Source organism: Neisseria sp. HMSC056A03 (genome assembly GCF_001815685.1).
In the GTDB taxonomy this organism is placed as follows: Bacteria; Pseudomonadota; Gammaproteobacteria; order Burkholderiales; family Neisseriaceae; genus Neisseria; species Neisseria subflava.
Genome location: NZ_KV821660.1, coordinates 20,140 through 31,928, shown reverse-complemented (window position 1 = coordinate 31,928; position 11,789 = coordinate 20,140). Strand labels below are relative to the sequence as shown.

Here is an 11,789-nt window from a genome sequence, read left to right as displayed (position 1 = left end):
GTCTGAAACCAAATGTTCAGACGGCCTTTTATTCTTTTCAAGCTATAAATCCAATTTCATGACGGATACGGTTTCCCCGTTGTGCCAAGTCTGGGTGATTTCCTTCCAGCCGAACTTTTCATACACGGCCTGCACATCCGGCGTATAGAGATACAGATGCGGCAAACCCAGTTCGCGTGCTTTATCCAGACAAAACGAAACCAGCTGCCTGCCTATGCCCAAACCGCGAAATTGCGGCAAAACGAACACATCGCCCAGCCAATATTCGTATTCGGGAGAACACGCCATATCAAACCGCTTTAATGCCGCCGAACCCATCAGCCGCCCTTCGTTATCCACAGCCGCAAACGCCAGCGGCAAGTCATCCCCATTAAGGCACTGCGCGTAATACGCACGGATTTTGTCCATAGACGACCACGGCGCAAAATCGTGCCATTCCTCAAACAGCGCGAGGGCTAAAGGCTCGACAAATTCAGGCTTCAGACGGCATATGTTCATATCGGGTTCTCTTGTTGTACCGAGTAGGGATAGTTTTCACGGTATAGGCCGTCTGAAAGGTTAACACATCTTAAAAAATCAGCGTAAAACACGATAAACCCGCCGCCAGCCCCATTCAAATCACTTATAATTCTGCCCATATCGCACACAAACAAAAGAAGCACACCATGGCCAAGAAATTTTCCATTTTCCCGAAAAATCCCGAGCGTATCTGCTGGGGTTGCGACAAATACTGCAAAGAAGACGATTTGCAATGCGGCAACGGTTGCGAACGCATCCAACACCCCATCGAGTTGGACGGCCGCGACTGGTATAAAAAAGGCGACTGGAGCAATTTGTTGAGCGAGGAGCAGCAAATCGAACTTGGACTGAAAGAAGCGCCCAAGCCGGCCAAACCGCATATCAAGCTGCCTTTGAAGAACAAAACGGCTTAAACGGTATGTTATAAACAAACGAAATAAAAAGGCCGTCTGAAACCTGAAAAACAGGGTTTCAGACGGCCTTTGCGTTGTCAGATTATGCCTTCACATAATGCACAAACGCGTATTCAATGCCTTTGGCGGAAACATGGTTTTCCCGAGAGGCTTCTTGCCATGTTTCTGTGGAAAACTCAGGAAAAAATGCATCGCCGTCCACATCCAAACCGACTTCGGTCAAACGCAAATCGGTGGCAATCGGTAGGGCTTGTGCATAAATTTGCGCACCGCCCATGATGATGACTTCTTCCGCATCCTGACACAAAGCCAGCGCATCTTCCAAAGAGGCCGCCGTTTGCGCGCCTTCGGCCTGATAATCTTGGCGGGTGATGACGATATTTTGACGGCCGGGCAGCGGCTTGCGCGGCAGCGACTCCCATGTTTTGCGGCCCATAATGACGGGTTTGCCGGTGGTGTAGGATTTGAAAAAGGCAAAATCCTCGGGCAAATGCCAAGGCATGGTGTTGTTGATGCCGATACAGCGGCGGGCGGCGTAGGCGGCGATAAGGGTGATTTTCGGCATGATGAAGTCCGTTTGCAAAATAAAATGATTATAGCGGAAGGGATTCTGGATTAACGGAATATCCGTTGTTTTAAAAATATTTCAATATTCATGAAATAGATATTTAAAATGCTTAATTTTGACAAAAATCATTTATTGTTCATTTTTTTAGGTATATAATAAATATCATACCAAATAAAAAGGAAAGGAAAAAATGATGAGAACTTTTCATGTTTCTGCTTTGACTGCTTCCCTGTCTTTGATGTTGGCTGCCTGCGGTGGCGCAACAAGCGGCTTGTCGAATGCCGTGACCGAACCGCTCAATCCGCATCCGAAAGGCGTGTTGTCCGTTGAATTGAACGAATCCGTCCCTGAAAACGGTACGTTGGAGCTGACGGCCAACGGTAAAACGCAAACCCTGCAAAAAGGCGGCAAACTCGATACCGGCTTTTTGAAAACCGATAAAGTGTCCTCTTACGACTACGCCCAAAAAATTAAGGTAAAAGGCCAAGTCATCACTTTGGAAACGGGCGACTTCCAAGTGTATAAACAAAATTATTCCGCTGTTGCTGCGCGTTACGCCAAACAAAAAGCCGATAACGCGGGCAAGCTGCAAAACCTCGATACATACACATTCACTGTCGGCGAAGTCCAAGGCGATGAAACCGCTTACCGCAATTTACCCAAACAAGGCAGCTATCAGTATTCGGGCATTGCGTTTAACGGCGATGACCGCAGCGGCCGTCTGAAATACACCGTCGATTTCGATAAAAAACAAGGTTACGGCAAAATCAGCAGCATGGCTTCCCACAATAATGTCGACCTGCTTGCCGCAGGCATTGCCAATAACAATGGTAAAGCCGCCATCAGCGGTAAAACCAGTTTGAACGGCGTGGAAAACGGCCGTTATGATTTGAAACTCTTCGGTCCGCAGGCTGAAGAAATTGCCGGTAAGGCGCAAATCAAAGTTGGCGATTCCACCAAAGAAATCGGTTTGGCCGGTAAGAAAGAATAGGAAACAAGGCCGTCTGAAAAGGTTCAGACGGCCTTGTTGCTTTTTTCATGCCAACCTAAATTACAGGCTGCCCAAGATAATGCGCAATACGCGGCGCAACGGCTCGGCAGCGCCCCACAAGAGCTGGTCGCCGACGGTGAACGCGCTGATGTATTCGCCGCCCATGCCCAGTTTGCGGATGCGTCCGACGGGGACGGACAGCGTACCGGTTACTTTGGCGGGCGTCAGCTCGTGGATGCTGGCTTCTTTTTCGTTGGGGATGACTTTCACCCAGTCGTTCGCGCCTGCCAAAATCGCTTCAATTTCGGAAACGGGCAGGTCTTTTTTCAGCTTCAGGGTGATGGCTTGGCTGTGGCAGCGCATAGAGCCGATGCGGACGCACAAACCGTCGATTACGGTCGGATTGTCGCTGCGGCCGAGGATTTTGTTGGTTTCCACACCGCCTTTCCATTCTTCTTTGGACTGGCCGTTGCCCAAATCCACGTCAATCCACGGAATCAGGCTGCCGGCAAGCGGTACGCCGAAGTTGGCTTTTGGATAGTCTTCGCTGCGCAGGAAATCGGACACTTTGCGGTCGATGTCGAGAATCGCACTGGAAGGATCGGCAAGCTCGTCCGCCACTTGGGCGTGAATCGCGCCCATGCCGCTGATGAGTTCGCGCATGTTTTTCGCGCCCGCGCCGGATGCGGCTTGGTAGGTCATGCTGGTCGCCCATTCGACCAAATCGTTTTGGAACAGGCCGCCCAGCGCCATCAGCATCAGGGAAACGGTGCAGTTGCCGCCGATGTAGTTTTTCACGCCGTTTTTGAGGCCGTTGTCGATGACGTTTCGGTTGACTGGGTCGAGGACGATAATCGCGTCGTCTTTCATGCGCAGGGATGACGCCGCGTCAACCCAGTATCCGTTCCAGCCGCTGTCGCGCAGGGGTTGGAAGACGGATTTGGTGTAATCACCACCCTGACAGGTAACGATGATGTCCATTTTTACCAATTCGGCAATATCGTTGGCATCCAACAATGTTTTGGCTGCCTGACCGAAATCAGGGGCCGCGCCGCCGACGTTGGAAGTGGTAAAGAAAAACGCTTCGGGAATGTGGGAGAAGTCGTTTTCTTCTTTCATACGCTGCATCAAAACAGAGCCGACCATACCGCGCCAGCCGACAAAACCTACTTTCATGTGTTGCTCCTTGAGGAAAATCGTTAACAAAATTATGTATTGCGTAAAGGAAGTGTTTTAACGCCGTCTTAAGAAAATGTAAAGTTCTTTATCGGGATTTCTTTAAATATTGGCGTTTTTGGTGTAAGGACGGTAGAATTGGGGTCAGTTAAGAACAATTATCAGGAAGAAACATGGAAGAAAGAAATAACTATATCGGTGCGGCCGGTGTCGGCAGGTCTGACATTCAGGAAATCGAGGTAACGGTTGCCGGTGCCGGAGACAGGATACTTGCGGCCCTGTTGAACCAATTGTTTACCTTTTTAGTTTTGTTGGTGCCGTTTGTCGGACTGATTATCTTCGCCGTCAAGCATGAAGGCAGAATCGGCGACAGTGAGGAAATATTCGGACTGTTGGCAGGTATGGCATCGTTTTGGATCGGGTTGGTCGCCATTTTGGTTTATAGCGTCGTCCAAATCTACTATATGAGCAGGGATGGGCAGTCATTAGGTAAGAAAATTATGAAAATCAGGGTGTTGAAAACTGACGGACGTAATCCCGGTTTTGTCGGTACGGTTTTGGTACGCGAAATCGCATGGTCGGTTTTGGTTGCCATTATTGCCGCCATTATCGGTCTTATAGCAGGTGAAAACGGAGAAAGCGCCATCAACCTGCTGGCATTTCTTGCCAACTTTGTCCTGCTCTTTATGGTCAAACGCGACCGCCGTACGCTCTACGATATGCTGGCCGATACGGTTGTCGTCAAATTGCCGCCGCGCCGATAAATGGCTTTTTTGTGTTAAAATCAGCACTTTCCAACATAGGCCGTCTGAAAAATAGCTTTCAGACGGCCTTTCGACACGCTATTGATTCCATGAAAAAACATCTGTACCGCATCACGCTCGTCAGCATTGCCGCAGCCATTCTTGCCGCCTGTCCGAGCAAAAGCATTAAAAACCTCCCCGAAACCGACACCAGCGTTATCAAAGGCCCCGACCGCCCCACCGGTACGCCCGATCCCGTCGGTACGACAGTGAGCGGGGGAGGAGCAAACTACACCGTAGTTTCCTACAACGAATTGCCGCACTGGGACCTCCAACACTTTACCAAAAGCCTGCAGTCTTTCCGTTTAGGCTGTGAAAAACTTAAAAACCGCCAAGGCTGGCAGGACGTTTGTATCCAAGCCATGCAAACGCCGGTGCACCATTTCCAAGCCAAGCACTTTTTCGAGCGCTATTTCACCGCATGGCGCGTCGATAACGGCGGCAATCCTGCCGGTACCATTACCGGCTATTACGAACCGGTCCTGCACGGCGACGACAAATCCACGAGCCAATCCCGTTTCCCTATTTACGGCATTCCGAACGATTTTGTTTCCGTTCCGCTGGCTGCAAACTTGAGAGGCAGCAAAGCCACCGTCCGCATCCGCCAAACCGGCCAAAATAGCGGCGTCATCGACAATAGCGGCACATACACGGCCGATTTGTCCAGATTCCCGATTACAGCACGTAGCACTGCGCTGAAAGGCCGTTTTGAAGGCAGCCGCTTCGTTCCTTACTACACCCGTAGCCAAATCAACGGCGGCGCGCTTAACGGCAAAGCGCCGATTTTGGGTTACGCAGATGATCCGGTCGAACTTTTCTTTATGCACATTCAAGGTTCAGGCCGTCTGAAAACGCCGTCCGGTAAATACATCCGCGTCGGATTTGCCGATAAAAACGAACATCCGTATGTTTCCATCGGCCGCTATATGGCGGACAAAGGCTATCTGCCGCTGGGTCAGACCAGCATGCAGGGCATCAAGGCCTATATGAAGCAAAACCCCGGCCGCCTTGCCGAAGTTTTGGGACAAAACCCAAGCTACGTCTTTTTCCGCGAGCTGACCGGCAGTAGTGATTCCGGCCCGGTGGGCGCATTGGGTACGCCATTGATGGGCGAATACGCCGGTGCCATCGACCGTCACTACATCACGCTTGGCGCACCATTATTTGTCGCCACTGCCCACCCGACCACTAAAAAAGCCCTCAACCGCCTGATTATGGCGCAAGATACCGGCAGCGCGATTAAAGGCGCGGTCCGTGTGGATTATTTCTGGGGATATGGCGACGAAGCAGGCGAAGTGGCCGGCAAAATGAAAACCACCGGCTATGTATGGCAGCTCCTGCCCAACGGCATGAAACCGGAATACCGTCCATAAACAGCGGTTTAAAAAAAGGCCGTCTGAAACCAAGATTCAGGTTTCAGACGGCCTTTTTATTTCTATAAAAATGCGGCAGGTTTTGAAAACCTGCCGCGGTATGGGGACATACAGCTCGGACGGTAAGCCGGGTTCTGTCGCGGACAGTCATTCCTCTAGGCACATCATTGCTGGTGTGCTCAAGCAACCTACCCGAACGCTCGGCGAGCAGCGTCATCGCGTTCTGTTTGGTCTTGCTCCGAATGGGGTTTAGCCTGCTGCGCTTTGTTACCAAATGCACGGTGCGCTCTTACCGCACCTTTTCACCCTTACCTGTTTTGCCCGAAGGCAATCATCGGCGGTATTGCTTTCTGTTCCACTTTCCGTCGCGTTGCCGCGCCCGGCCGTTAGCCGGCATTCTGCTCTATGGAGCCCGGACTTTCCTCCCCGTATGCCTTACGCGATACGCGGCGACTGTCTGTCCGACCTGTATGAGTCGCGGATTATAGCACAGTCGCCATAAGGTTCAGACGGCCTAAATATTTATTTTTTCTTTTTAAATGCTATTTCGGTTAAACCCAATTCCTGTGCTTTTTTGCGGACTGCGGATTCGGGCATTTCGCGTGCCAGGCGGCTGGTGCAGTATTCGGTCATGGTGGTGGCGCAGGCTTTGAAGTTGCCGGTAAAGTCGCTGGCGGCACTCAAAAATGGGATGAGGCGGCCGGCCATGATTTCTTCGGCCGGTGCGTCTGTTTGGGCGGATACGCGCCCGGACTCGACCGCCGAGAAAATTTGTTCTGTAAAGCGTCGGGCGAAGTTTTCTTCTGTTTGGCAGTCTTGAAATGCAGTGTTTTCATGTTGGCAGACGAGGGTAACTTCGCCTTCCGCTTCTTGCAGCGGTTCGGCCAAATCGAGTTTGAGGGTTTGCTTGTCGGTTTGCAGCCAGGCGGTTCGGCCTTGGGCTTTGATGATTTTGCCGTAAACACCGATGGCATCGTTTTTGGGGATGTTTTTCTGTTCGGCAAGTTGTTGGGCCGAGAATAAGGGGGCTTGTTCGGCAAATGCGCCGCCGGTTTCGTGTTTGAAGTAGGCGGCGAGGTCTTGTTTGATGAGGGCTTGGGTCAGCAGTTTTTCGCCTTCGGTCAGGCGGTGTGCGAAGCCGTGTGTTTTTGGGGAGGATGCGGCATCTGTGGTCTTGGTGTCCGGTGTGCAGGCGCTTAGGAGTAAAAGCAGGGGAAGGATGTATTTCATGGTTGGTCTCTCAACAGGCTGTCTGAACATATGGTTTCAAACGGTCAGCGTTGTTTATCGATAATGATAAACCCGGCGCGGATAGACGGGATAAGCCGGATGGTTGTGAACGGGTTGGCTGTCTTGGTAAATGACGGTCGTCCCCGGCGGGGCGTTGATGGTCACGGTTTTGTTGACGGTGGTTTGCGAGTGGACGGGCAGGTCCAAGACGGCGGTGCGCCCATACGGAGTCTCGGTATAGACGCACGCGCTCAGTAAGAGGGTGATGCTCAGGGCCAATGCCTTCATGTTTCAGACGGCCTTATTTAAGCAGGTTTTTCAAGGCCAGCCGCACGCCTTCGCCGACTTCCGTGCCTTTAGGAATGCCTTTGGTGGCGGCTTTGGCTTCGCGTTCGTTGTAGCCGAGGGCAAGCAGGGTGTTGATGATATCTTGGCTTTCGTCGGCAACGGCAACAGGGGCAAACAGGCCGTCTGAAACGGTATGGGATACAAGTTTGCCGCGCAGTTCCAACACCATGCGTTCGGCGGTTTTCTTGCCGATACCGGGGGCGGAGGAGAGGCGTTTGACGTCTTCTTCGGCGATGGCTTGCGCCAGCTCGTCGGCATTCATGGCTGATAAAATACCCAATGCGGTTTTGGCACCGATGCCGCTGACTTTGACCAGTTGGCGGAAGGTGGCGCGTTCCTCGGCTGAGGCGAAACCAAACAGCAAATGCGCGTCTTCGCGGACGACAAGCTGGGTGTAAAGATGGACGGTTTCGCCAACGGAGGGCAGGTTGTAGAAAGTCTGCATGGAAACGTCGGCTTCATAACCGACGCCGTTGACGTCGATAACGACCTGCGGCGGATTTTTCTCAATCAATTTGCCTGTGAGCCTGCTGATCATGGTGTTCCCCTGTGATTAAAAAAGGCCGTCTGAAACCTTGCAATTGGGTTTCAGACGGCCTTGTATTGTATCAAACTTCAGCGGTAACGCGGACGAAATCAGATGGCGGATGCCAGGTTCATATGGCGGGCGCGTTCGCCTGCTTCGGCGGCACGTTCTTGGCTGCTGAACGGACCCATTTTGACAACGTATTCGTAGTTGCGTTTTTCAAGCATGACTTTGCTGTCGGATGGCAGGCTTTGTGCGGCTTGGTTCAAATAAGCCTGTGCTTCGCGTTGGGTACCGAAGGATTTCAAATCAACAAAAAATTCTTTGTTGTTTGGGGAAATAATGGTTTGAGCGGCGGTTTGGCCGGGGATGATTTGCTCAACTTTGACGTTGGCCGAGCCTTGGTTGATGAAACCCAATTGTTGGGCGGCGGCTTTGGAAACATCGATGACGCGGTTGCCGTGGAAAGGGCCGCGGTCGTTGACGCGGACGATGACGCTTTTGCCGTTTTGCATATTGGTCACGCGTGCGTAGCTGGGAATAGGGAGGGTTTTGTGGGCGGCGGAGAGGGCGTTCATATTGTAACGCTCGCCGCTGGAAGTTTTATGGCCGTGGAATTGGCTGCCGTACCATGAGGCTTTGCCGGTTTGGCTGAAAGAGGAAACTTTGGTCAGCGGCGTGTAGCGTTTGCCGGCAACTTTGTAACTGCGGTTGGCAGAAGGATGCAGTTTTTCGACTCGGACCACGCTGTCGGCAACGGCGGCATTGATGGAAAGGACGCCGATGGTGGCGGCGGCTAAGGAAAGGAGGGTTTTTTTAGTAAAAGTCAAAACGGGTTCCGTTCTTGAGTTGATAACGCAGCGGTTTCAGACGGCCTGTTATACGCCGCCGGCAAAACCGTTTTGTCGCCATGCTTCAAACAGAATGACGGCGACGGTATTGGAAAGATTCATGCTCCTGCTGTCGGGCATCATCGGCAGGCGGATTTTTTGTCCGGCAGGCAGGCTGTCGAGAACTTCGGCAGGCAGGCCGCGTGTTTCGGGACCAAACAGCAACACGTCGCCTTCGCGGAAGGAAACTTCGTCGGGGCGGGTGGAGCCTTTGGTGGTCAGCGCGAAAATACGGCGGCCTTCAAGGGCCTTGAGGCAATCATCGAAATTCTCATGTACCGTTAGTTTGGCAAACTCGTGATAATCCAAGCCCGCACGCTTCATTTTGGACGAATCCAGAGGGAAACCAAGCGGTTTGACCAAGTGCAAATCAGCACCGGTATTGGCGCACAGGCGGATGATATTGCCCGTATTGGGCGGGATTTCGGGTTGGTACAAAACTATGGTAAACATATAAATCAATCACTTATAGAGTGGCATAATGCCGAAATGTTCCATGGGTGTCAAAAACTTTAAGCTATTTTTTCATTGGCGGACGCGCCAAACTCCAGCAAAAAATCTTACCTGCGCCTGATTTTTTCAGCGTTTTCGCCAATTCGTTTAAAGTCGAGCCGGTGGTGAAGACATCATCAATTAACAGAATATTACACGCCTTCGGCAATTCGGCTTTGATTTTAAATGCATTCTTGATATTTCGCAGACGTTCGCCGCTTTTCAGCGTACTTTGCGGCTCGCCATGCCGTCTGAAAACCGTGTGGCGCGGCAGCAGCGTCCAGCCGTAGCGTTTTGCCAAAATATCCGTCAATACCTCGCTTTGGTTGAATCCGCGCTTGAGCCGCCGCTCTTTGCTCAAAGGCATGGGCAGGACGAAATCGAAGTGTTCCGTCGCCAGCCAGTCCGGTGCGTTTTGGCACATCAAATCCGCCAACGGCTGGCTCATGCCCAAATCGGCCAAGTGTTTCAGCTCGCGTATCATGCTGCTGACGGGCGGTTCGTAATACAGCGAGGCCCACATTCTATCAAATGCAGGCGGCTTTTTCTGACAACTGCCGCACACTGCCCCGCCCGCGATATGGCGGAAACACAAAGGGCAACTTTGTGCCGCGTCGATAAAATATTCCGTCAAATCGTTTGCGCAGCCTCGGCAAAGGCCGTCTGAAACGGAATCGTGGCATAATACGCAACGTCGCGCATTGAGCTGTTTCAAACTGCGCCACCAAGAAAGAACATTCATGCCACACTCCGCCAAAAAAGTTTATCTGATACACGGTTGGGCGGCGAACCGCCATGTATTCGACGATTTGATACCGCGCCTGCCTGTCGATTGGGACGTCCGCGCGCTTGATTTGCCTGGACACGGCGATGCGCCTTTTGCCGAACCGTTTGATATTGCCGCCATTGCCGAAGCCTTCGCCGGACAAATCGACACGCCGGCACACATTCTTGGCTGGTCGCTGGGTGGACTGGTTGCCCTGTATCTGACCGCGCTTTATCCCGACAAAATCCAATCGCTCTGCCTGACGGCAAGTTTTGCCCGATTGACTGCCGACACGGATTATCCCGAAGGCTTGGCGCAACCTGCCTTGGGCAAGATGGTCGGCGCATTCCAGCAGGATTATGCCAAACATATTAAACAGTTTCTACAACTGCAACTGCTGCACACGCCGCATTCAGGCGAAATCTTAAACCGGGTGCTGCCCGATTTGGCGCGCTGCGGCACGCCTTCCGCCTTACAGGCCGCGCTTGAAGCCGTCAATCATGCCGATGCGCGTCCGCTGTTGCCGCTTATTCAAACGCCGTCATTGCTGGTGTTTGGACGGAAAGACGCCATCACGCCGCCGCGCATGGGTGAATATTTACACCGCCATTTGAGCGACAGCGAGCTGGTCCTTATCGACAAAGCCGCCCACGCGCCCTTTTTAAGCCATGCCGACGAATTTGCCGAAATCTACCGCAATTTTGTCGAAAAGGCCGTCTGAAACAGCCTTAAACCATAAAAACATTGTCGGGCAAAGCCCGCTGACACGACCTACCATGACCGAACAAGACAAACGCTGGCAGATTCACCGCCATCTCGCCCAAGACACCGACGAGCGCCTGCAGCTGGTCCGCAATGCACCCAAACGCATCATGCTGATTGGTGCCGATGCCGACATCAGCCGCAGCCTGCTGGCCGCGCGTTATCCCGACGCCGTGTTTGAAGAATACGATCCGAATGCCGATTTTTTGAAAACCGCCGCCGCCGCGCGCAAAGGCGGTTTCTGGCAGAAGCTGACCGGCAAAACCATCCCGCAGCATTGCCAAGCCCTGACCGCGCCGTTGCCCGAAGCATCCGCCGATATGTTGTGGGCCAACCTCAGCCTCAGCCGCTCCGACGATATTTTGCCGGTATTGAAAAACTGGGCCGCTGCTTTGAAAACCGACGGATTATTGTTTTTCACGCACTTTGGCCGCGACAGCCTGACCGAGCTGACAGGCCGTCTGAACCATGAAGGCATCGAATGCGAAGCGCCCACGCTGATTGATATGCACGACTTGGGCGATATGCTCGCCGACAACGGCTTTTACGATCCGGTAACCGACACGGCCAAGCTTGAGTTGAGCTATAAAAAAGCCGGGACGTTTTGGCAGGACATGGAAACCTTGGGATTGTGGAATGCGTTGAAGTTCAGCAATCCGCAAGCTGCCAAGGAATGTGTGGATAAGATTTTTGCCAACGAAGGCCGTCTGAACATCACGCTTGAAACCGTGTACGGCCATGCTGTGAAGAAATTGGTGTTGCCGCAAGGGGAGAATGTGGTGCAGTTTTTCCCGAAACGGCAGGACTAGTTTGGCGGTTGTGCCGGTAGGGTTTACACCGCGATTGTGTGTTGTCGAATGCAGTTTGGCGTTTGTATCGATTGCCTGCGCTGATTGAAATGTATGAAAAAGGCCGTCTGAAAAGTTTTCAGA

General features: G+C 52.3%; 15 protein-coding genes and 1 other RNA gene. 6 read left to right on the top strand and 10 right to left on the bottom strand.

Annotated elements, in window-relative coordinates; genetic code table 11:
* Nucleotides 1–42: 42 nt before the first annotated feature.
* Nucleotides 43–498: a GNAT family N-acetyltransferase gene (locus tag HMPREF3052_RS10100; RefSeq protein ID WP_070749715.1), complete on the bottom strand. Its 456-nt coding sequence runs from the start codon at nucleotides 496–498 to the stop codon at nucleotides 43–45.
* A 167-nt stretch (nucleotides 499–665) separates the two neighbouring features.
* Here HMPREF3052_RS10100 and HMPREF3052_RS10095 point away from each other — a divergent pair, with 167 nt between their 5' ends.
* Nucleotides 666–932, top strand: a complete 267-nt coding sequence (locus tag HMPREF3052_RS10095; protein WP_070749714.1) for a DUF3079 domain-containing protein — start codon at nucleotides 666–668, stop codon at nucleotides 930–932.
* 82 nt (nucleotides 933–1,014) lie between these two features.
* Here the strand turns inward: HMPREF3052_RS10095 and HMPREF3052_RS10090 are convergent, their stop codons facing one another.
* Nucleotides 1,015–1,497, bottom strand: coding sequence for a dihydrofolate reductase (locus HMPREF3052_RS10090; RefSeq protein ID WP_070749713.1), 483 nt, complete (start codon nucleotides 1,495–1,497; stop codon nucleotides 1,015–1,017).
* A gap of 196 nt (nucleotides 1,498–1,693) precedes the next feature.
* Here HMPREF3052_RS10090 and HMPREF3052_RS10085 point away from each other — a divergent pair, with 196 nt between their 5' ends.
* Nucleotides 1,694–2,491 (top strand): factor H-binding protein, encoded by a 798-nt coding sequence (locus HMPREF3052_RS10085; RefSeq protein WP_070749712.1) that lies wholly within the window; start codon nucleotides 1,694–1,696, stop codon nucleotides 2,489–2,491.
* Nucleotides 2,492–2,551: 60 nt separating this feature from the next.
* Here HMPREF3052_RS10085 and asd read toward each other — a convergent pair whose 3' ends face one another.
* Entirely contained in the window at nucleotides 2,552–3,667 is a 1,116-nt protein-coding gene (gene asd, locus HMPREF3052_RS10080) for an aspartate-semialdehyde dehydrogenase (RefSeq protein ID WP_070749711.1), read from the bottom strand.
* A gap of 173 nt (nucleotides 3,668–3,840) precedes the next feature.
* On the opposite strand from asd, the gene HMPREF3052_RS10075 reads away from it, so the two are divergent.
* Together HMPREF3052_RS10075 and HMPREF3052_RS10070 are read left to right on the top strand one after the other, a co-directional pair.
* The gene (locus tag HMPREF3052_RS10075) at nucleotides 3,841–4,431 is read left to right on the top strand and encodes an RDD family protein (RefSeq protein ID WP_070749710.1); all 591 of its coding nucleotides are present in this window, start codon (nucleotides 3,841–3,843) and stop codon (nucleotides 4,429–4,431) included.
* An 89-nt stretch (nucleotides 4,432–4,520) separates the two neighbouring features.
* Nucleotides 4,521–5,843 (top strand): murein transglycosylase A, encoded by a 1,323-nt coding sequence (locus HMPREF3052_RS10070; protein WP_070749709.1) that lies wholly within the window; start codon nucleotides 4,521–4,523, stop codon nucleotides 5,841–5,843.
* Nucleotides 5,844–5,950: 107 nt separating this feature from the next.
* On the opposite strand, the gene rnpB is transcribed toward HMPREF3052_RS10070, so the two are convergent.
* The 7 genes from rnpB to HMPREF3052_RS10035 form a co-directional block, all read right to left on the bottom strand.
* An RNA gene (gene rnpB / locus HMPREF3052_RS10065) (RNase P RNA component class A) lies at nucleotides 5,951–6,312 on the bottom strand.
* A gap of 53 nt (nucleotides 6,313–6,365) precedes the next feature.
* Nucleotides 6,366–7,073 (bottom strand): hypothetical protein, encoded by a 708-nt coding sequence (locus HMPREF3052_RS10060; RefSeq protein WP_070749708.1) that lies wholly within the window; start codon nucleotides 7,071–7,073, stop codon nucleotides 6,366–6,368.
* Nucleotides 7,074–7,127: 54 nt separating this feature from the next.
* Nucleotides 7,128–7,361, bottom strand: coding sequence for a methionine-binding protein (locus HMPREF3052_RS10055; RefSeq protein ID WP_070749707.1), 234 nt, complete (start codon nucleotides 7,359–7,361; stop codon nucleotides 7,128–7,130).
* A 13-nt stretch (nucleotides 7,362–7,374) separates the two neighbouring features.
* On the bottom strand, nucleotides 7,375–7,959 hold the full coding sequence (gene ruvA, locus HMPREF3052_RS10050) for a Holliday junction branch migration protein RuvA (protein ID WP_070749706.1): 585 nt from the start codon (nucleotides 7,957–7,959) through the stop codon (nucleotides 7,375–7,377).
* A gap of 98 nt (nucleotides 7,960–8,057) precedes the next feature.
* The gene (locus HMPREF3052_RS10045; protein ID WP_070749705.1) at nucleotides 8,058–8,777 is read right to left on the bottom strand and encodes a septal ring lytic transglycosylase RlpA family protein; all 720 of its coding nucleotides are present in this window, start codon (nucleotides 8,775–8,777) and stop codon (nucleotides 8,058–8,060) included.
* 48 nt (nucleotides 8,778–8,825) lie between these two features.
* Nucleotides 8,826–9,290: a tRNA (uridine(34)/cytosine(34)/5-carboxymethylaminomethyluridine(34)-2'-O)-methyltransferase TrmL gene (gene trmL, locus HMPREF3052_RS10040; protein ID WP_070461542.1), complete on the bottom strand. Its 465-nt coding sequence runs from the start codon at nucleotides 9,288–9,290 to the stop codon at nucleotides 8,826–8,828.
* A gap of 64 nt (nucleotides 9,291–9,354) precedes the next feature.
* Nucleotides 9,355–10,071, bottom strand: a complete 717-nt coding sequence (locus tag HMPREF3052_RS10035; RefSeq protein ID WP_070749704.1) for a ComF family protein — start codon at nucleotides 10,069–10,071, stop codon at nucleotides 9,355–9,357.
* Between HMPREF3052_RS10035 and bioH the strand changes: the two genes are divergently transcribed.
* Both bioH and HMPREF3052_RS10025 read left to right on the top strand, forming a co-directional pair.
* Nucleotides 10,070–10,816 carry a pimeloyl-ACP methyl ester esterase BioH gene (gene bioH, locus HMPREF3052_RS10030; protein ID WP_070749703.1) on the top strand — a complete coding sequence of 249 codons (747 nt, stop codon included), beginning with the start codon at nucleotides 10,070–10,072 and terminating at the stop codon, nucleotides 10,814–10,816. The genes HMPREF3052_RS10035 and bioH overlap by 2 nt on opposite strands.
* Nucleotides 10,817–10,871: 55 nt before the next feature.
* The gene (locus HMPREF3052_RS10025) at nucleotides 10,872–11,666 is read left to right on the top strand and encodes a class I SAM-dependent methyltransferase (RefSeq protein WP_070749702.1); all 795 of its coding nucleotides are present in this window, start codon (nucleotides 10,872–10,874) and stop codon (nucleotides 11,664–11,666) included.
* The last annotated feature ends 123 nt before the right edge of the window (nucleotides 11,667–11,789 follow it).

Excerpts from the sequence above, each read along its gene's own strand:
- HMPREF3052_RS10100 (WP_070749715.1), bottom strand. The coding sequence starts at position 498 with ATGAACATATGCCGTCTGAAGCCTGAATTTGTCGAGCCTTTAGCCCTC.
- HMPREF3052_RS10095 (WP_070749714.1), top strand. The coding sequence starts at position 666 with ATGGCCAAGAAATTTTCCATTTTCCCGAAAAATCCCGAGCGTATCTGC.
- HMPREF3052_RS10090 (WP_070749713.1), bottom strand. The coding sequence starts at position 1,497 with ATGCCGAAAATCACCCTTATCGCCGCCTACGCCGCCCGCCGCTGTATC.
- HMPREF3052_RS10085 (WP_070749712.1), top strand. The coding sequence starts at position 1,694 with ATGAGAACTTTTCATGTTTCTGCTTTGACTGCTTCCCTGTCTTTGATG.
- asd (WP_070749711.1), bottom strand. The coding sequence starts at position 3,667 with ATGAAAGTAGGTTTTGTCGGCTGGCGCGGTATGGTCGGCTCTGTTTTG.
- HMPREF3052_RS10075 (WP_070749710.1), top strand. The coding sequence starts at position 3,841 with ATGGAAGAAAGAAATAACTATATCGGTGCGGCCGGTGTCGGCAGGTCT.
- HMPREF3052_RS10070 (WP_070749709.1), top strand. The coding sequence starts at position 4,521 with ATGAAAAAACATCTGTACCGCATCACGCTCGTCAGCATTGCCGCAGCC.
- HMPREF3052_RS10060 (WP_070749708.1), bottom strand. The coding sequence starts at position 7,073 with ATGAAATACATCCTTCCCCTGCTTTTACTCCTAAGCGCCTGCACACCG.
- HMPREF3052_RS10055 (WP_070749707.1), bottom strand. The coding sequence starts at position 7,361 with ATGAAGGCATTGGCCCTGAGCATCACCCTCTTACTGAGCGCGTGCGTC.
- ruvA (WP_070749706.1), bottom strand. The coding sequence starts at position 7,959 with ATGATCAGCAGGCTCACAGGCAAATTGATTGAGAAAAATCCGCCGCAG.
- trmL (WP_070461542.1), bottom strand. The coding sequence starts at position 9,290 with ATGTTTACCATAGTTTTGTACCAACCCGAAATCCCGCCCAATACGGGC.
- bioH (WP_070749703.1), top strand. The coding sequence starts at position 10,070 with ATGCCACACTCCGCCAAAAAAGTTTATCTGATACACGGTTGGGCGGCG.
- HMPREF3052_RS10035 (WP_070749704.1), bottom strand. The coding sequence starts at position 10,071 with ATGAATGTTCTTTCTTGGTGGCGCAGTTTGAAACAGCTCAATGCGCGA.
- HMPREF3052_RS10025 (WP_070749702.1), top strand. The coding sequence starts at position 10,872 with ATGACCGAACAAGACAAACGCTGGCAGATTCACCGCCATCTCGCCCAA.